13 protein-coding genes are annotated in these 19,087 nt (G+C 70.4%); 5 read left to right on the top strand and 8 right to left on the bottom strand.

All coding sequences use genetic code 11. The features are described 5' to 3' along the window. Window positions 1–22 precede the first annotated feature (22 nt). The 6 genes from gap to uvrC all read right to left on the bottom strand — a co-directional run bounded on the left by gap (window position 23) and on the right by uvrC (window position 9,631). Complete coding sequence (gene gap, locus ACFZDK_RS09280; protein ID WP_390971313.1) at window positions 23–1,033, bottom strand: type I glyceraldehyde-3-phosphate dehydrogenase; 1,011 nt, start codon at window positions 1,031–1,033, stop codon at window positions 23–25. A 274-nt stretch (window positions 1,034–1,307) separates the two neighbouring features. Further along, the gene (locus ACFZDK_RS09275) at window positions 1,308–4,262 is read right to left on the bottom strand and encodes a M14 family zinc carboxypeptidase (RefSeq protein ID WP_390971311.1); all 2,955 of its coding nucleotides are present in this window, start codon (window positions 4,260–4,262) and stop codon (window positions 1,308–1,310) included. A gap of 170 nt (window positions 4,263–4,432) precedes the next feature. Further along, window positions 4,433–5,422, bottom strand: coding sequence for a DNA-binding protein WhiA (gene whiA / locus ACFZDK_RS09270; protein WP_030791337.1), 990 nt, complete (start codon window positions 5,420–5,422; stop codon window positions 4,433–4,435). Continuing rightward, window positions 5,413–6,480, bottom strand: coding sequence for a uridine diphosphate-N-acetylglucosamine-binding protein YvcK (gene yvcK / locus ACFZDK_RS09265; protein ID WP_390971308.1), 1,068 nt, complete (start codon window positions 6,478–6,480; stop codon window positions 5,413–5,415). The genes whiA and yvcK overlap by 10 nt, the downstream gene beginning before the upstream one ends. Beyond that, on the bottom strand, window positions 6,477–7,520 hold the full coding sequence (gene rapZ, locus ACFZDK_RS09260) for an RNase adapter RapZ (protein WP_390971306.1): 1,044 nt from the start codon (window positions 7,518–7,520) through the stop codon (window positions 6,477–6,479). Before rapZ ends, yvcK begins: the two co-directional genes overlap by 4 nt. Continuing rightward, window positions 7,517–9,631: an excinuclease ABC subunit UvrC gene (gene uvrC, locus ACFZDK_RS09255; protein ID WP_390971304.1), complete on the bottom strand. Its 2,115-nt coding sequence runs from the start codon at window positions 9,629–9,631 to the stop codon at window positions 7,517–7,519. Before uvrC ends, rapZ begins: the two co-directional genes overlap by 4 nt. 625 nt (window positions 9,632–10,256) lie before the next feature. On the opposite strand from uvrC, the gene ACFZDK_RS09250 reads away from it, so the two are divergent. After that, on the top strand, window positions 10,257–11,204 hold the full coding sequence (locus tag ACFZDK_RS09250; RefSeq protein WP_390971302.1) for a hypothetical protein: 948 nt from the start codon (window positions 10,257–10,259) through the stop codon (window positions 11,202–11,204). A gap of 24 nt (window positions 11,205–11,228) precedes the next feature. Here the strand turns inward: ACFZDK_RS09250 and ACFZDK_RS09245 are convergent, their stop codons facing one another. Then, window positions 11,229–11,657, bottom strand: coding sequence for a Rieske 2Fe-2S domain-containing protein (locus ACFZDK_RS09245; RefSeq protein WP_390971301.1), 429 nt, complete (start codon window positions 11,655–11,657; stop codon window positions 11,229–11,231). Between the two features lie 324 nt (window positions 11,658–11,981). Between ACFZDK_RS09245 and ACFZDK_RS09240 the strand changes: the two genes are divergently transcribed. Together ACFZDK_RS09240 and ACFZDK_RS09235 are read left to right on the top strand one after the other, a co-directional pair. Then, entirely contained in the window at window positions 11,982–13,112 is a 1,131-nt protein-coding gene (locus tag ACFZDK_RS09240) for a substrate-binding domain-containing protein (protein ID WP_390971299.1), read from the top strand. Beyond that, window positions 13,093–14,004 (top strand): PfkB family carbohydrate kinase, encoded by a 912-nt coding sequence (locus tag ACFZDK_RS09235; protein WP_390971297.1) that lies wholly within the window; start codon window positions 13,093–13,095, stop codon window positions 14,002–14,004. The genes ACFZDK_RS09240 and ACFZDK_RS09235 overlap by 20 nt, the downstream gene beginning before the upstream one ends. Before the next feature lie 206 nt (window positions 14,005–14,210). On the opposite strand, the gene uvrA is transcribed toward ACFZDK_RS09235, so the two are convergent. Next, a complete protein-coding gene (gene uvrA / locus ACFZDK_RS09230; protein WP_390971295.1) occupies window positions 14,211–17,240 on the bottom strand; it encodes an excinuclease ABC subunit UvrA in 3,030 nt (1,009 codons plus the stop codon). 224 nt (window positions 17,241–17,464) lie between these two features. Here uvrA and ACFZDK_RS09225 point away from each other — a divergent pair, with 224 nt between their 5' ends. Both ACFZDK_RS09225 and ACFZDK_RS09220 read left to right on the top strand, forming a co-directional pair. Next, window positions 17,465–18,154 (top strand): maleylpyruvate isomerase family mycothiol-dependent enzyme, encoded by a 690-nt coding sequence (locus ACFZDK_RS09225; protein WP_390971293.1) that lies wholly within the window; start codon window positions 17,465–17,467, stop codon window positions 18,152–18,154. A gap of 44 nt (window positions 18,155–18,198) precedes the next feature. Further along, window positions 18,199–18,855, top strand: coding sequence for an MBL fold metallo-hydrolase (locus ACFZDK_RS09220; RefSeq protein WP_390971291.1), 657 nt, complete (start codon window positions 18,199–18,201; stop codon window positions 18,853–18,855). The last annotated feature ends 232 nt before the right edge of the window (window positions 18,856–19,087 follow it).

Genomic DNA, 19,087 nt, shown 5'->3' with positions numbered 1-19,087 from the left:
ATCGAGGTGCCTGCTCGGCCGATCAGAGCTGGTCGCCGACGAAGACCGTGAGGTCGACGAGGCGGTTCGAGTAGCCCCACTCGTTGTCGTACCAGCCGAGGATCTTCACCGTGTTGCCCTCCTGGACCATGGTCAGGGAGGAGTCGAAGGTGCAGGAGGCCGGGTCGCCGACGATGTCCGAGGAGACGATCTCGTCCTCGGTGTACGCCAGGTAGCCCTTCAGGTCGCCGTCGTCGGCGGCCTTCTTGAACGCGGCGTTGACCTCGTCCTTGGTGACCTCGCGCTGCAGCGTCACGACCAGGTCGGTGGCGGAGCCGGTCGGGACCGGGACGCGCATGGCGATGCCGTCCAGCTTGCCCTTGAGCTGCGGGAGGACCAGGGCGGTGGCCTTGGCGGCACCGGTCGTGGTCGGGATGATGTTCTCCGCGGCGGCCCGCGCGCGACGCAGGTCCTTGTGCGGGAAGTCCAGGATGCGCTGGTCGTTGGTGTACGCGTGCACCGTCGTCATCAGACCCTTGACGATGCCGAAGTTCTCGTCGAGGACCTTGGCCATCGGCGCCACACAGTTGGTGGTGCAGGAGGCGTTGGAGATGACGTGGTGGTTGGCCGCGTCGTACTTGTCCTGGTTGACGCCCATGACGATGGTGATGTCCTCGTTCTTGGCCGGAGCCGAGATGAGGACCTTCTTGGCGCCGCCGGCGATGTGCTTGGCGGCGTCCTCCTTGTTGGTGAAGATGCCGGTCGACTCGATGACGATGTCGACGCCCAGCTCGCCCCACGGGATGTCGGCGGGGTTGCGCTCGGACAGCACCTTGATGGTGTGGCCGTCGACGGTGATCGTGTCGGCGGTGTGCGACACCTCGGCCTTGAGGCGGCCCAGGATCGTGTCGTACTTCAGCAGGTGCGCGGTGGTCGCGGTGTCACCCAGGTCGTTGACAGCCACGATCTCGATGTCAGCGCCCTGCTCCAGCAGCGCGCGGAAGTAGTTGCGACCGATACGACCGAAGCCGTTGATGCCTACGCGGATCGTCACGAACCGATCTCCTCGTTGGTACGCCGGCCATGCGGTGCCGGCGAGCTGTATTTGGGATGTCCCCGACCACCCACGACCCTACCTCCCTGAGGCTCCCGTGGTGACATCCAGATGCCCCATACACGGCGAGGCGGTCCGTACCCGCCAGTAGGGGTACGGACCGTCTCGGATCGGGGGTCATATCGCCCCGTTTTGTCAGGGAATGGCGACCCGTTTTTACTGCCCTTTCACTCGTTCGTGAGCGGGTCGGCTCACTTGTCGAGTGCCGTCGGCGTCAGTTGTCGAGTGCTGTCAACGCCTTCTTCACCAGAGCGGCACGATCGGCGGCGGAGGTGACCTGTTCCAGGCCGAAACCGAGCAGCACGGTGCGGTCGGTGGTGACCGCTCCGTACGTCTTGAACAACGCCCCGGTGCGCTCCCAGTCCTTGAGGACGGCCGGGCTGCCCGCGGGCGGTCCGGCGACGCTCCAGGAACCGAGCGAGGTCTCGAAGCCCTCGGTCTCGGTGGCCGCGCCGCCGACCACGAGCGAGGCGTCGTCGACGAGGACACCGTGCCCGCCGGTGCTCGGGTCGGTGATGTAGGAGATGGACAGCTCGACGGACTTGCCGGCGTAGGCGCCCAGGTCGAAGCTCACCGACTGCCAGCCCGCGGAGCTTCCGGTGAGGCTGTGCCAGGAACCGCTGGTGCCGGACGAGGTGCACTGGTTGTTGTCGATCGTCAGGTAGTGCTTGAGCCAGGGGTGCTCGGCGATCAGGAAGCCGGCCCCGCACTCGGACGGTACGGCGTCGGTGGTGGCGCCGCCCTCCTCGGGCAGCGTGGTCCAGTCGTCGGAGCCGACGACGTGCGCCTCGACGACCGCGTGGTCGTAGCCCGGCTCGGTGTCCCAGAGCAGCTTGGTGCTGAAGGTCGGCTGCTGGGCCGCGGTGACACCGGTGAGGTCGATGGTGCGGGTGAGGCGCTTGTAGGCGTCGTCGGTGTGCACCGCGGCGGCCATGTACGACCCGGAGTACGGCCCGTACGGGTTGACGGTCCCGGCGAACTGGCCCGCGCCCGCGCTGGCGAACTGGGGATAGGTGTCCGTGGAGAGCTCGTCGGAGGTGACGGCGTAGGTGCCGGCCTTGTCGAGCGGGTTGGCGGAGGTGCCGCTCAGGGCTCCGGTGAAGCCGTCCAGCGTGCCGGAGCCGGTGAAGCCGGTGGCCCCGGGAGTGGATGTACGGGAGTAGGCGCCCAGGTAGTACTGGCTGAAGTCGTTGGAGGGGGTGCCGTCACCGAGGTTCACGCTGCCGCCGGCCAGCTCGCCCGCCTCGATCAGCTTGCCGCCCTCGTTGAGGTAGGCGCGCAGCTGGAGCTGGGTGTCGTTGCCGGGGCCACTGGTGCCCGAGTAGTGGACGACGTTCTTGAAGTGCTTCAGCACGCCGAGCGCGTCGGGCGCGCCCTGGGTGGCGACGTCCCAGACGACGGCCTTGTGCCCGGCCGCCTTCAGCGCGTCGACGTAGGTCTGCGCCTGGGTGGCCTTGGCGCCCTCCTCGGCGACCACCAGGGTGTCCGCCTTGGCCCGCTCGGCGACGGTGTACGTGAAGTGCGCGCTGGAGACCTTCTTGCCGCCCTTCGCCTCGCCGGTGAACCACACCTCGACCTTGTCGCCCGGTGCGCCGTCCTTCACCTTGGCCCGGTACTGGTCGAAGTAGAGGTTGTCCGCACCGCCGTAGGTCTCGCCGCCCCGCCAGGGCCGCAGCGCCGTGTCGTGGGTACGGCCGCCGTTGACGCGGTACTTGAGCTCCTTGTCCCGGACCGCCTCGCGGACGACGACGGAGACCTCCTGGTCGGCGCCGCGCGAGTACGACGTGGAGAACGTGGCCGGGGTGAAGTCGGCGGCGCTCAGGCCGACCGAGGAGACCGGCCGGTCGGGGTGGGCGGCGGTCTCGGCGACGGAGAGCGCGAACGGGATGTTCTTCGCGAACTCGTCCTGGATCAGTTTCTCGTCGTCCGGGAAGTTGAAGACCGACTGGCAGTCGGCCGCCTTCCAGGCGTCGTTCGGGTCGATGTCCGACGCCGTCTGGCAGGTCGACATCTCCGGGGTGAACATCGCCATGCCGTTGACGTTCGACGCGTGGCCGTCCGCCTCGCCGTTGGTGGTGTAGAGCTCCGAGGAGACCTGCGGGTGGTAGCCCGGGACCGCCGAGTTGTCGGGCGTGCCGGCGAGCGCCTTGTAGAGGACGTCGTCCGGGGTCGGGGTGGCCACCTGCCAGCCGACGCCGTAGAGGAGGAGTTCGGCGGCGGAGTGGTAGTTGATGCCGTACGTGAACCCGATCCGCTTCTCGAAGGAGTCGAGCGCCTTGGTCTCGGGCTCGGACTCGGGGCTCGCGCCGCGGTAGGTCTCGCTGGTGGGGTTGGGGGACGAGCCCTCGTCGTCGTAGCCCCACTTGTAACCGAAGTTGCGGTTGAGGTCGACGCCGTCACCCGTGCTGATGACACCGTCGCCGTTGACGTCCCGCAGGTTCTTGCGCCACAGCCGGGTGTCGGAGTTCTGGAAGGTGTAGTCGTAGCCGTCGGGGTTGGCGGACAGCACGAACCACAGTTCGGTCGAGTCGACGATCTTCTTGATGCGCTTGTCGGTGCGGTAGTTGTCCAGGTAGTAGTGCATCAGCCGGCGGGTCATCTCCGGCGTGATCCACTCGCGCGCGTGCTGGTTGGACACGTACAGCACGGAGGGCTTGGAGCCGTCCTTCGACTTCTTCGCGCCCTTGGTCAGTTTGAGCGCGAGGATGTCCTGGCCGTCGACCGTCTTACCGATGGACTCGACCTTGGTGAGGCCGGGGTTGGCCTGCGCGGTCGCGAGGATCTCCTGTTCGAGCCCGCCAGTGCCGCTGTACGGGCGGAACACCCCCTGGGAGGCGTCCTCGACCCGTGTCTCCGCCTTGGCCGAGAGTGTGTGCTCGGTGAGGTCGACGCCCTGCTTCTCCAGCTTCTGCGCCTGCTGGTCGGTGAGGTACAGCTCGACTTCCGTCTTCCCGGATCCGGTGACCTGGTCGCCGAGTTCGTGGCCGTCCTGCCCGGCCTTGAGCAACAGCGGAATCTGCTGCTTGGTGACGTCCGCGTGGAAGACCTTGACCTCGTCGGGGTCGGGCTTCGGCGCTGCGCCGGTCTGTGCCTGGGCCACGGGTGCGAGCGCCGCTCCGCCGATCAGGAGCGCGCCGACAGCGAGGATCGATCTCGCTCTGTGTCTCATGAACCCCCCTAGCAGTGGTCCGCCACGGCGGCGAACTCATGCCAGGCTCATGACACTCCTTGATCGAGTCAAGGGCGACTCACGGACAGCCCATAGGTAATTCACGGACTTGCAAACGCCGGTGCCGACGGCCCCCGATCGGCCGTCGGCACCGATGATGTGACGACGGCTCAGCCGACGAGGTTGTCCGCCAGTTCCTCGGAGAGGTTGGCCTCGGTGCCCGGGATGCCCAGGTCGGACGCGCGCTTGTCGGCCATCGCGAGAAGGCGGCGGATCCGGCCCGCGACCGCGTCCTTCGTCAGCGGCGGGTCGGCGAGCGCGCCCAGCTCCTCCAGGGAGGCCTGCTTGTGCTCCATGCGCAGTCGGCCGGCCGCCGCGAGGTGCTCGGGAACCTCGTCCGCGAGGATCTCCAGGGCCCGCTGCACCCGCGCGCCGGCCGCCACGGCGGCCCGGGCGGAGCGGCGCAGATTGGCGTCGTCGAAGTTGGCGAGGCGGTTCGCGGTGGCCCGGACCTCGCGCCGCATCCGGCGCTCCTCCCAGGCCAGCACCGACTCGTGCGCGCCGAGCCGGGTCAGCAGGGCGCCGATCGCGTCACCGTCACGGACGACCACCCGGTCCACGCCGCGCACCTCACGGGCCTTCGCGGCGATGGACAGCCGACGGGCCGCGCCGACCAGGGCGAGGGCGGCCTCGGGGCCCGGGCAGGTCACCTCCAGGGAGGACGAACGGCCGGGCTCGGTCAGCGAGCCGTGCGCCAGGAACGCGCCGCGCCAGGCCGCCTCCGCGTCACAGGTGGCCCCGGAGACCACCTGCGGAGGCAGACCGCGGATCGGGCGGCCCCGGCCGTCCACGAGCCCGGTCTGGCGGGCCAGCTGGTCACCGCCCGCGACCACCCGCACCACATAGCGGGAGCCGCGGCGCAGCCCGCCGGGCGCCATCACGATCAGCTCGGAGCTGTGGCCGAAGATCTCCAGGATGTCCCGCTTGAGGCGCCGGGCCGCCATCGCGGTGTCCAGCTCCGCCTCGATCACGATGCGCCCGCTCACCAGGTGGAGGCCGCCCGCGAACCGCAGGATGGCGGAGACCTCCGCCTTCCGGCAGCAGGTCCGGGTGACGGGTAGCCGGGAGATCTCGTCCTTCACCGCTGCCGTCATCGCCATGGGCCGATCCTTCCATGCATCCGAAAAATACGGTCGTACGCGGCGGCCAACAGCTCCGGATCATGCCGGGGTGAACCGTCGGTCCGGGCCACGGGGGCCAGCTCGACCGCGGCTCCGAGCCGCTTGGCGGCTTCGGTGAGCGAGTCGCGGTCGGGCACGGCGGCCTCGTCGGCCAGCACCACGTCCAGGGCGAGTTTAGGGGCGTGTCGCCCCAAAACCTCCAAATGACGCTGCGGGGAGAAGCCTTCGGTTTCTCCGGGCTGCGGTTCCAGGTTCAAGGAGAGAACCTTACGGGCCTTCGTCTCGGTGAGCGCGTCGATCAGATCGGGGACCAGCAGATGCGGGATCACCGAGGAGAACCACGACCCGGGGCCGAGTACCACCCAGTCCGCGTCCAGCACCGCCGCGACGGCCTCCGGCACGGCCGGCGGGTCGTGCGGCACCAGGTGCACCGACTGCACCTCGCCCGGGGTGAGCGCCACCGTGGCCTGCCCCCGGACGATGTCCACCTCGTCCGGACGCTCCGGGTCGTGCCCCTTGACCAGGGCCTGAAGCTCCAGCGGCACGGCGGACATGGGCAGCACCCGCCCGTGCGCGCCGAGCAGCTTGCCGACCAGGTCCAGGGCCTGGACATGGTCACCGAGCTGTTCCCACAGGGCGACGATCAGCAGATTGCCGACCGCGTGCTCGTGCAGGTCGCCCTTGGACTGGAAGCGGTGCTGGATGACCCGGGCCCAGGTCTGGCCCCAGTCGTCGTCCCCGCACAGCGCGGCCAGGGCCTTGCGCAGGTCGCCGGGCGGCAGCACACCCAGCTCGTCGCGCAGGCGCCCGCTGGAGCCGCCGTCGTCGGCCACGGTGACGACGGCGGTGAGGTCGCCGGTGATCCGGCGCAGCGCGGCGAGCGAGGCGGACAGGCCCATGCCGCCGCCGAGGGCGACCACCTTGGGCTGGGCACCACGACGGCGCGGCCGGGCACCGCGGGGCTCGACGGGGCGGCCCGCGCGGCTCTCGGGCGCCATCCGGCGCAGCCTGCTCAGCCGGGGAGTGCGGTCGGTCACTCGCGCCCCATGTCCCGGTGCACGACTACGGTCTCCACTCCCTCGGCGGCCAGGCGGGCGGCGAGCTTCTCGGACACGGCGACCGAGCGGTGCTTGCCGCCCGTGCAGCCGATGGCGATCGTCACATACCGCTTGCCCTCACGCCGGTACCCGGTCGCGATCAGCCGCAGCAGTTCGGCGTACCGGTCGAGGAACTCCTTGGCGCCCGGCTGGTTGAAGACGTACGCCGACACCTCCTCGTTCAGGCCGGTGTACGGACGCAGCTCCGGCACCCAGTGCGGGTTGGGCAGGAACCGCATGTCGGCGACCAGGTCGGCGTCGACCGGCAGGCCGTACTTGAACCCGAACGACATCACGGTCGCCCGCAGCTCGGGCTCCTCCTCGCCGGCGAACTGGGCGTCCATCTTCGCGCGCAGCTCGTGCACGTTCAGGCTGGAGGTGTCGATCACCAGGTCGGCGTCGCCGCGGAGCTCGCGCAGCAGCTCGCGCTCGGCGGCGATGCCGTCGACGATCCGGCCGTCGCCCTGCAGCGGGTGCGGGCGGCGCACCGACTCGAAGCGGCGGACCAGGGCGTCGTCGGACGACTCCAGGAAGACGATCCGGCGGGTGACACCCCGGCTGTCCAGGTCGGCCAGGGACTCGCGCAGGTTGTCGAAGAAGCGCCGGCCGCGCACGTCGACGACGACCGCGATCCGCGCCACGTTGCCCTGGGAGCGGGCGCCCAGCTCGACCATGGTGGGGATGAGGGCCGGCGGGAGGTTGTCCACGACGAACCAGCCGAGGTCCTCCAGACACTTGGCCGCCGTCGAACGGCCGGCCCCCGACATGCCGGAGATGATCACCAGCTCGGGGATGGCCGCCTCGGGGACCCCGGCCCCAGTGGCATCCGTACTCACTTCTTCTGCTCCGTTTTCCTGGACCGCTACCGCTTCCTGCGGCTGATCCTGGCGCGCCTCGTCGTGCGTTTCCTGGGGCTCGCCCCGCGTTTCGCTGAACGCCGGATCTCGCTGTGCTGTGGGTTGTGCCTCGTGCTCGGTCATCTCTCCTGCCCCCGTCGATCGTCCGGGGCGCCCGCGGCTACGGGCTCCCCCGAGGCGTCCGCCGTCGTCTCGGGCGCCTCGTCTTCCCTGTCATCCATGATCTCTCCAGTGGCCGTGTTCACGGCGGGAGCGGCCGGGGCCGCCTGGGCGAGGGCCACGGCGATGGTCTCGGCCGTCTTGCGGCCTATCCCGGGCACTTCCTGGATCTGCTCGATTGTGGCGGACCGCAGCTTCTTCACCGAGCCGAAATGCTTGATCAGCGCCTGTTTGCGGGTCTCGCCGAGGCCCGGCACGTCGTCCAGGGGGCTGGAACGGAAGCGCTTGGCCCGCTTGGTGCGCTGGTAGGTGATGGCGAAGCGGTGTGCCTCGTCACGGACCCGCTGGAGCAGGTACAGCCCCTCGCTACTGCGGGGCAGCACCACCGGGTCGTCGTCCTCAGGCAGCCAGACCTCCTCCAGGCGCTTGGCGAGACCGCAGACGGCGATGTCGTCGATACCGAGCTCGTCGAGCGCCCGTTTGGCGGCGGCGACCTGGGGCTGGCCACCGTCGACCACCACGAGCTGGGGCGGATAGGCGAACTTCTTGGGACGGCCGTCGTCGTCCTTGAAGCCGTCGACCGTACCGCCGTCGGTGTCGGTCCCGGTGTCCGTGAGGCCGGCGGTGTCCGAGAGGGCGCCTTCGGTGCCGTCCTCCACCCACTCGCCGGTCTTCTCCTTCTCGGCGAGGTAGCGGCGGAAGCGGCGGGTGATCACCTCGTGCATGGAGCGCACGTCGTCCTGGCCGGCGAAGCCCTTGATCTGGAAGCGGCGGTACTCGCTCTTGCGCTGCAACCCGTCCTCGAAGACGACCATGGAGGCCACCACGTCGTCGCCCTGGAGGTGCGAGATGTCGTAGCACTCGATGCGCAGCGGGGCGCTGTCCAGGTCCAGGGCGTCGGCGATCTCCTCCAGGGCCCGCGAGCGGGTGGTGAGGTCGGAGGCGCGCTTGGTCTTGTGCAGGGCGAGCGCCTGCTGGGCGTTGCGCTGCACGGTCTCCATCAGGGCCTTCTTGTCGCCGCGCTGCGGGATGCGCAGCGAGACGTTCGACCCGCGGCGGCCGGTGAGCCACTCCTGGACCGGCTCGACCGGGTCGGGCAGGGCCGGGACCAGCACCTCCTTGGGGACCGCGTCGCCGGTCTCCTCGCCGTAGAGCTGCTGAAGAGCGTGCTCGACCAGCGCCGCGGTGGTGACGTCCTCCACCTTGTCCGTGACCCAGCCGCGCTGGCCGCGCACCCGTCCGCCGCGCACGTGGAAGATCTGGACCGCCGCCTCCAGCTCGTCCTCCGCGACGGCGATGAGGTCGGCGTCGGTCGCGTCGGCGAGCACGACCGCGTTCTTCTCCATGGCCTTCTTCAGGGCCTCGATGTCGTCGCGCAGCCGGGCGGCCCGCTCGTACTCCATCTCCTCGGCTGCGTCCCTCATCCGCTGTTCCAGGCGGCGGAGGTAGGTGCCGGTGCGGCCGGCCATGAAGTCGCAGAACTCCTCGGCCAGTTCGCGATGCTCCTCCGGCTCGATCCGGCCGACGCAGGGGGCCGAGCACTTGCCGATGTAGCCGAGCAGACAGGGGCGGCCGGTGCGGGTGGCGTTCTTGAACACCCCGGCGGAGCAGGTGCGCACCGGGAACACGCGCAACAGCAGGTCAACGGTGTCCCGGATGGCCCACGCGTGGCCGTACGGGCCGAAGTAACGGACGCCCTTCTTCTTGTGACCGCGCATCACCTGGACCCGCGGGAACTCCTCGTTCATCGTCACCGCGAGGTAGGGGTAGCTCTTGTCGTCGCGGTACTTGACGTTGAACCGGGGGTCGTACTCCTTGATCCAGGAGTACTCCAGCTGGAGGGCCTCGACCTCGGTGGAGACCACCGTCCACTCCACGGACGCCGCGGTGGTGACCATCGTCCGGGTGCGCGGGTGCAGGCTCGCCAGGTCCTGGAAGTAGTTCGCCAGGCGCTGGCGCAGGCTCTTCGCCTTTCCGACGTAGATCACCCGGCGGTGCTCGTCGCGGAACCTGTACACCCCGGGAGAGTCCGGGATCTGTCCCGGCTTGGGGCGGTAGCTGGAGGGGTCGGCCATGTCTCACACCCTACTGGCGAGCACCGACACCGCGACGAGCCTGTGGACAACCCTCGGCGGGACGGGCAGGCCGGACAGGACCGGCGGGGGGAGAGGGGATTCCCCCGGCATCCGGGGAGGTCGGCGGCCGGGACTGGGGCGGGGCCGGTGACACCCGGCGCGCCGAGCGAGGCGGCCGGGCCCACGGGCCGCCTGGACGGCGGATCCGGAAATCGGCCACCTCGGTGACGATCCGGACCGGTGCGGCACGCCGCCCCCGCAGGTCGGCTCCACGACCGCGGCGGAGCCGTCGGCCCGATCCCGAGGGGTCCTGCGCGGCTTCCTCCCCGAATCGGCACACTTCGCACGACCGATCCCGGGCATCCGGGGCAATCACGCCCCTGCCGGACCCGCCCGATCCCGCCGGTGACGGGGTCACGCCTCGGCCAGGTGGGCGCCCTCGGCCGGACGAAGGTGTTGTCGGGGATTGGTCAACACGCTTCAATGCGGGGGAACTCGGGGCCGTGAGCCACGGCCTGCGGACGCGGCGTACCCAGGTGCGGCCGCCCCGGCGCCGACGGGGTGGCCCCGAGCCCGCGCCAACGGCCTGACCAGCCGTTGCACCCCCCAAGAGAAAGGCCCCTGCATGCGGCACGGCATACAGCACGCGGACGTCGCCACCGCGGAACTGGACTCGGCCCTGCGCGGCGGCCCCTTCCATGTGGCCCTGCGCGCCGCGATCGCCGCCCGCGGGCTGCCGCTCCAGCGTGTGCAGCACCACCTGTCGCGCTACGGGGTCAAAGTGGGCGTCACCAGCCTGAGTTACTGGCAGCAGGGCGCCCGCCGCCCGCAGCGCCCGGAGTCGCTGCGGGCCGTCCGCGCGCTGGAGGAGATCCTCCAGCTCCCGGACGAGTCCCTGATCCGGCTGCTCGCCGAGGCCGACCAGGGTCCTGCCGTGCGCCGCCCCGCGAGCCGCTCCTACCGCTCGCTGGTCGAGGCCTCCGACGTGCTGGAACAGCTGCAGGCCGAGCTCGGCTGGTCCCTGGACGGCGGCCTGCACACCCTGGGGCACCACGAGCGGGTGCGGATCGGTGCCCACCGCGAGCTGGCCATCCGCGAGTCGCAGTACATCGTGCGCGCCCACCGCGACGGCGTCGACCGCTTCGTGGCCGTGCATCACGGCGACCCCGGCTGCGCCCCGCAGCACATGGCCGTGCACGCCCTGGAGAACTGCCGCACGGGGCGCGTCCGCGCAGACCACGAGACCGGCCTGCTCGTCGCCGAGATCCTCTTCGGCACCCGTCTGCGCTCCGGCGACACCTTCCTCTTCCGCTACGCCGTCGAGGACGGCACGGCCGGTGCATCACGCGAGTACGTCCGCGGTTTCGGCTTCCCCGGAGGCCAGTACACCCTCCAGGTGCGCTTCGCCGCCGACGCCCTGCCGACCCGCTGCCACCGCTTCGCCCAGCACTCGGCGGCGGCCCCACGCAGCGGCCGCCAGTCCCTGCCGCTCAGCGGGCTGCACCGCTCCGTCCACCTGGTCGAGCCCCGGGTACGGCCGGGCCTCCTCGGGATCGGCTGGGACTGGGAGTAGCCGGGGCTGAATCCGGTCTTCGGATCAGGCGCCGGGCCCCGCCACGATCCGGCCCTTCACCGCCTTGACCGGGAGTTCGTTCAACGGCTCGGTGGCCGGTGACCGCACCACCTTCCCGCTCACGGCGTCGAACTCACTGCCGTGGCAGGGGCAGACCAGCGTCGTGCCCTGGAGCTTGTTGATCGGACACCCCGCGTGCGTGCAGATCGTGCTGTACGCCCGCAGAGCGCCGTCGGCGGTCCGGCTGACCACCACGTTGTGCTCCCGGTAGAGCTTCGCGCCGCCCTTGGCCACCTCGCTCTCGGCCCCGAGATCGGCGGGCGCGGTCGGCGTCGCGTCCGCCGAGGCGCCGCCGGCGGGAGCCTTGCAGGCGGCCAGCCCCAGCCCGGCGACCGGTGTCACCGCCGCCCCGCGCAGTACGGTACGGCGGCTCGCGGAGGGGTGGGCGGGCATGAGGACTCCAGGTGGGTCGGGTGGTGCGGGGTGTTCGTCGCGGGGGCGGGGGCGGGCGAGAAGGAGCAGACGAGAACGGGGCGGGGGCGGGGCGGGGCGGCCAAGAGGCGCGGAACAACCGTCCGGGATGCGCGCAGGGCGACGATACCTGGACAGATCGTCCCGCTTCGGGGTGGGTCGGGTACGGCAGGAGCAACATGCGGGGCGATGGGCCACTCAAGACGGCGACGTAAACGCTTACGCAAGCGTTTACGCGGCGGTGTCGGATGAGGTAGCTTCCCGGCCGAGCCCTGCCGTAGAGCGGGAGACGAGGACGGGAGCCCCATGCCCACCATGGCCGACGTGGCCCGCAGTGCCGGTGTCTCCGTGGCGACCGTCTCCCATGTGCTGAACGAGACGCGTCCGGTGCTGCCCCACACCCGCCAGGCCGTGCTCGACGCCATCGAGGAGCTGGGCTACACGCCCAACACCCTGGCCCGCTCCCTGGTGACCTCCCGCACCCGCTCCATCGGGCTCGCGGTGTCGGCGATCAGCAACCCCTACTTCACGGAGATCCTCCAAGGCGTCGAGGCCGCCGCTCTGGAGAAGGGCTACAGCCTCCTGATCGCCGACCCGCACGACGACCCCGGGCACGAACGGAAGGTCGTCCAGCTCCTCCACGAGCGCCGTGTCGACGGCATGATCGTCGCCCCCTCCGCCGATCCGCGCGAACTCCTCGCCTACCTCGGCCGCCATGCCGTACCGGCCGTCCTGCTCGACCGGGTGATCGACGGGCGTGCGGACACCGCCCCGCGCTTCGACCAGGTGTGCGCCGAGAACACCGAGCCGACGGCCCGGCTCGTCACCCACCTCGCCGGTCTCGGGCACCGCCGGATCGGCCTGGTCGCGGGGCTGCCCGGGCTGAGCACCACCAGCGAGCGCGTCGCCGGCTACCGGCAGGGGCTGGCGGCCGCAGGACTGCCCCTGGACGAACGGCTGGTCGTCCCCGGTAACTCCGAGTCCGACGGCGCCGGGGAGGCCACCGCCGCCCTGCTGTCGCTGCCCGTCCCGCCCACGGCACTGGTCACCGCCAACAACGCGATGACCATCGGCGCCCTGCGCGCCCTGCACGCGCACGGCCTCTCCGTACCGGACGACATCGCCCTGTGCTGTTTCGACGACTTCGCCTGGGCCGAACTGTTCTCGCCCCGGCTCACCGCCATCGCCCAGCCCAGCCGGGAGATCGGCGCCGAGGCGGTCCGGGTGCTGCTCGAACGGCTCGCCTCGCCGGACCGGCCCGCCCGGACCGTACGACTCCCGTGCGCCTTCGTGCACCGGACGTCGTGCGGATGCCGGGAGGAGAGCGGCGGCAGGGCGCATGGTCCGAGCACCATGAGCTCCCCGAGTGCTCCGAACACTCCGAGCCCCCCGGGCACCTCGAGAAAGGAACCCTCTCGTGATCGTCGTCGCCGGTGAGGCACTGATCGACCTGGTACCGCAGGGCACGGGCGCCCTCGCGGCCCTGCAGCCGGCGCTAGGCGGCGGCCCGTACAACACGGCCGTGGCCCTCGGCCGCCTCGGCTCCCCCACCACGTTCTGCTCCCGCACCTCGTACGACGCCTTCGGGGAGACCCTGCTGGACGGGCTACGGCGGGCGGGGGTGGACCTCTCCCTGGTGGAACGTGGCACGGAGCCGACCACGCTCGCGGTCGCCACGGTCGACGCGCGGGGCTCCGCCTCGTACTCCTTCCACGTCGACGGCACCGCCGACCGTCTGTTCGCCGCCCCCGCCGACCTCCCCGCCACGACCCGTGCCGTGTCCTTCGGCACGCTGTCGCTCGTCCTGGAACCGGGGGCGAGCGCCTATGAGGAGCTGATGCGCAGGGCGGCCGGGCAGGGCCTGTTCACCGCTCTCGACCCCAATATCCGGGCAGGTCTGATCCCGGACCCGGACGCCTACCGGGCGCGCTTCAAGAGCTGGCTGCCCTCGGTGACTCTCCTCAAGCTCTCGGAGGAGGACGCGCTGTGGCTGGGCGGCACCCCGCGCGAATGGCTGGCGGCGGGGCCCTCGGCGGTCGTGATCACCCATGGCGGGGACGGTCTGAGCGCCTTCACCCGTGACGGCACCGTGCACGCCGTCCCGGGTGAGGAGGTCGCCGTCGTGGACACGATCGGCGCCGGTGACACCGTGAACGCGGCGCTGCTGCACGGCCTGGCCGCACAGGACGCCCTGTCGGCCGAGGCGCTCCGAGGACTGGACGCCGACGGCTGGACAAGGCTGTTGCGGTTCGCGGCGCGGGCGGCCGCGATCACCTGTTCCCGGGCGGGCGCGGAACCGCCGTACGCCTCCGAACTCGGGGGCCTGTGAGGGACCTTCGGCACTCCCCAACTCGATGCTCCGAAATCGCCGTCCCCCCGATTTCGCTGATCTCGCTGATCTCGCTGTTGAGGAGTCAAGGTTCGCCGTGGCCGCAGGGATCGGGCGGCTGATCTTGCAACGAGCGGCGCCCCGCGGGAAGTTCCCGCGGGGCGCCGTACTTTTCTGGATTTGTCGGAGAAGGAGGCCCGGAGCCCTCAGGCCTTGCGGGCCCGTGTCGTCTTCTTCGCGGGCGTCGCCTTCTTCGTGACCCCGGCGGCCTTCTTCGTCGCCGTGTTGTTGGTGGTCGTGGCGGTCGCCGTCCTCTTCGCCGGGGACTTGGCCGCGACCGTCTTCTTCGCCGCCGTCTTGCGCGGGGCCTTCACCGAGCTGGCGTCGCTGACGCGGTCGGCGCCGAGGATCTCGCGCAGGAACTTGCCGGTGTGGCTGGCCGGGACGCCGGCGACCTCCTCGGGCGTGCCCTCGGCGACGACGAGTCCACCGCCGGCACCGCCTTCCGGACCCATGTCGACGACCCAGTCCGCGGTCTTGATCACGTCGAGGTTGTGCTCGATGACGATGACCGTGTTGCCCTTGTCGACGAGGCCCGCGAGGACCTTCAGCAGCTTGCTGATGTCCTCGAAGTGCAGACCGGTGGTCGGCTCGTCCAGGACGTAGACCGTGCGGCCCGTGGAACGCTTCTGCAGTTCGCTGGCGAGCTTCACGCGCTGCGCCTCACCGCCGGAGAGGGTGGTGGCGGACTGGCCGAGGCGGACGTAGCCGAGACCGACGTCGTTCAGCGTCGTGAGGTGGCGGTTGATCGCCGGAACGGCCTCGAAGAAGTTCATGGCCTCTTCGATGGGCATGTTCAGGACCTCGGAGATGGACTTGCCCTTGTAGTGGACCTCCAGGGTCTCCCGGTTGTACCGGGCGCCGTGGCAGACCTCGCACGGGACGTAGACGTCCGGGAGGAAGTTCATCTCGATCTTGATGGTGCCGTCGCCCGCGCAGTTCTCGCAGCGGCCGCCCTTGACGTTGAAGGAGAAGCGGCCCGGCAGGTAGCCGCGGACCTTCGCCTCGGTGGTCTCGGCGAACAGCTTGCGGATGTGGTCGAACACACCGGTGTACGTCGCCGGGTTCGACCGCGGGGTGCGGCCGATGGGCGACTGGTCGACGTGCACGACCTTGTCGACGAGGTCGTCGCCGTCCACGCGGGTGTGCCGGCCCGGGACGTTTCTCGCGCCGTTCAGTTCGCGGGCGAGGTGCGTGTAGAGGATGTCGTTGACCAGCGTCGACTTGCCGGAGCCGGAGACACCCGTCACGGCCGTGAACACGCCCAGCGGGAAGGAGACGTCGATGTCCTGGAGGTTGTTCTCGCGGGCACCGTGCACCGTGAGCCGACGGGACGGGTCCTGCGGGCGGCGGATGCCGGGCAGCGGGATCGACTTCTTGCCGGACAGGTACTGGCCGGTCTGCGACTCGGCGTTGACCAACAGCTCCTTCAGAGAGCCGCTGTGCACGACCTTGCCGCCGTGCTCGCCGGCGCCGGGGCCGATGTCGACGACCCAGTCGGCGACCTTGATGGTGTCCTCGTCGTGCTCGACGACGATGAGCGTGTTGCCCATGTCGCGCAGCCGGACCAGGGTCTCGATCAGCCGGTGGTTGTCGCGCTGGTGCAGGCCGATCGACGGCTCGTCGAGGACGTACAGGACGCCGACGAGACCGGAGCCGATCTGGGTGGCCAGGCGGATGCGCTGCGCCTCGCCGCCGGAGAGGGTGCCGGCCGCGCGGTTCAGCGAGAGGTAGTCCAGGCCGACGTCGACCAGGAACTTCAGCCGCTCGTTGACCTCCTTGAGCACCCGCTCGGCGATCTTCTTGTCGCGTGCGTTGAGCTTGAGCTCGCCCAGGAAGTCCGCGCAGTCGCTGATGGACATCGCCGAGACCTCGGCGATGGACCTGTCCATGATCGTGACCGCGAGGACGATCGGCTTCAGGCGCGTGCCCTGACAGGTGGGGCAGGGCACCTCGCGCATATAGCCCTCGAAGCGCTCGCGGCTGGCGTCGCTCTCGGCCTCGCTGTGCCGGCGCTTGACAAAGGGCACCGCGCCCTCGAAGGGCGTGGTGTACACCCGCTCGCGGCCGTACCGGTTGCGGTAGCGGACCTCGATCTGCGTCTTGTGGCCGTGGAGCAGGGCCTTCTTGGCGCGCTGCGGCAGCCCGGCGAAGGGGATGTCGGTGCGGAAGCCCAGGGCGTCGGCGAGGGCGCCGATCAGACGGCCGAAGTAGTCCTTGGTGTGCCCGTGCGACCAGGGGTGGATGGCGCCCTCGTCGAGGGACTTGTCCTCGTCCGGGACGATCAGCTCCGGGTCGACCTCCATGCGCGTGCCGATACCGGTGCACTCGGGGCAGGCGCCGAAGGGCGAGTTGAAGGAGAAGGAGCGGGGCTCGAGCTCCTCGAAGGACAGGTCGTCGTACGGGCAGTACAGGTGCTCCGAATACATGCGCTCGCGCTCGGGGTCGTCCTCGGGGAGGTCGACGAAGTCGAGCACGACCATGCCGCCGGAGAGGCCGAGCGCGGTCTCCACGGAGTCGGTGAGGCGGCGCTTGGCGGTGTCCTTCACCGTGAGACGGTCGATGACCACCTCGATGGTGTGCTTCTCCTGCTTCTTCAGCGCCGGCGGGTCGGAGAGCTGGATGGTCTCGCCGTCCACGCGCGCGCGGCTGTAGCCCTTGGTCTGGAGGTCGGCGAAGAGGTCGACGAACTCGCCCTTGCGCTCGCGCACCAGCGGCGACAGCACCTGGAAGCGGCTGCCCTCCGGCAGCTCCAGGACCTTGTCGACGATGGCCTGCGGCGACTGGCGGGAGATCGGCCGGCCGCATTCGGGGCAGTGCGGCTTGCCGATACGCGCGAAGAGCAGCCGCAGGTAGTCGTAGACCTCGGTGATGGTGCCGACCGTCGAGCGCGGGTTGCGCGAGGTGGACTTCTGGTCGATGGACACCGCAGGGGACAGACCCTCGATGAAGTCCACGTCCGGCTTGTCCATCTGGCCGAGGAACTGGCGGGCGTACGAGGAGAGCGACTCCACGTAGCGACGCTGGCCCTCGGCGAAGATCGTGTCGAAGGCCAGGGAGGACTTGCCCGACCCGGACAGGCCCGTGAAGACGATGAGCGAGTCACGAGGCAGGTCGAGCGAGACATTCTTCAGGTTGTGCTCACGCGCGCCACGGACGATGAGACGGTCGGCCACAGCCGGTCCGCACCTTTCTTGAGAGAAGTGACAGGGGCAGGGCCCCGTGCTTCTTCAGACTAGGGGGAGCCACTGACAACGCCGGTCGGATTCCTGGATGCGTAAACAATCCCGGACCATCCAGCATGCCCGACGCCGCCACCGACGATATAGCACGCGCATTCGATTTACGGAGCTCGCGCGAAACCTTCACCCGAAGGTGTGGCGGGGCTACTGTCAGCCCCATGATTGATCACGCCCATGACCTGGCATCTGTACAGGTAGCGACGCAACGGCTGCTCACCGCAGTCGCCGCACTGGACAACGCGTCCGTCGCGCGACCGTCACGGCTGCCCGGCTGGACGGTCGGTCACGTCCTGGCCCATCTCGCCCGCAACGCGGACGCGCTCACGAACGTCCTCGACGGACGCCCCATGTACGTCAGCGCGGAGGCCCGGGACGCCGACATCGACCGTGACGCACCGCGCGCGCTCGACGTCCAGCTCGCCGACCTGCGCGACAGCGACGCCCGGTTCCGGGCCCGCAGCGCCGAGCCCGCGGACTGGACGCGCACGGTGGAGCTCCGCAACGGGGTCACCGACTCGGCGGCCCGGGTGCCGTTCCGGCGCTGGGGCGAGGTGGAGCTGCACCATGTCGACCTCGGGATCGGGTACGAGCTGGAGGAACTTCCGGAGGAGTTCGCGGAGCGGGAGATCGACTTCCTCACGGACCGCTTCGGCGGACACCAGGACGTCCCGTCGACCGGGCTGCGCAGCGACAGCGGCCGCGCCTGGACGACAGGCGGTGGCGTGCCAGGAGGCCCGGTCTCGGTCGAGGGCACGACCGCCGACCTGCTCGGCTGGCTCGCCGGCCGCCGCGACGGCTCGGCTCTGAAGGTGACGGGCGGGACGCTGCCCGCCCTGCCGCCGCTGTAGCACGCGGCACCTCGCCGGCCACTCCCCGCTATAGGCTGACCGCCATGACGTACAGCGGAGAGGTGACGGTCGGCGGACCGGCGGACGTGCACGAGCTCAAGGACCTGATGATCACCAAGATCGCGGTCGGGCCGATGGACAACAACGCCTATCTGCTGCGCTGCCGCGCCACGGACGAGCAGTTGCTGATCGACGCGGCCAACGACGCGGAGACGCTGCTGGGCATGATCGGTGACGACGGCATCGCGTCCGTCGTCACCACGCACCAGCACGGCGACCACTGGCAGGCGCTGGCCGAGGTCGTCGCCGCGACCGGCGCGCGGACGTACGCGGGCCGCGAGGACACCCCCGGCATCCCGGTCACCACCGACGTCCCCGTCGACGACGGCGACGTCATCCGGGTCGGCCACGTGGAACTGACCGCCCGCCATCTCGTCGGCCACACCCCCGGCTCCATCGCCCTGGTCTACGACGACCCGCACGGCCACCCGCACGTCTTCACCGGGGACTGCCTCTTCCCCGGCGGCGTCGGCAACACGCGCAAGGACGCCAAGGCCTTCGCCAGCCTGATCCACGACGTCGAGACGAAGATCTTCGACGCGCTGCCGGACGAGACCTGGGTGTACCCGGGGCACGGCAACGACACCACGCTGGGCACCGAGCGCCCGCACCTGCCGGAGTGGCACGCGCGCGGGTGGTGAGTACAGCAGGTAGCGCGTACAGCGGGTAGCGCGTACAGGGGCAGGTGAGCCCGGGGCGTGAGCGCAGGGCGTGCGTCCACTGGCGCACGCCCGTGAACTGCTTCGCGCGCCCCGTGTGAACAGTTCGCACACGCCGGAGCCCAGCGCACGCTCCCGGCGTGCGCGGTCGCGCAGTCAACTGGTAGCAGCCCCGCACAGGATGACGGCTCCTGCGCGGTACGGGCCGCCGGTC

Origin of the sequence: Streptomyces sp. NPDC007901 (assembly GCF_042959465.1) — a bacterium.
In the GTDB taxonomy this organism is placed as follows: Bacteria; Actinomycetota; Actinomycetes; order Streptomycetales; family Streptomycetaceae; genus Streptomyces.
Note: the sequence above shows the minus strand (reverse complement) of the source record. Positions and strands in the feature narration are given on the sequence as shown.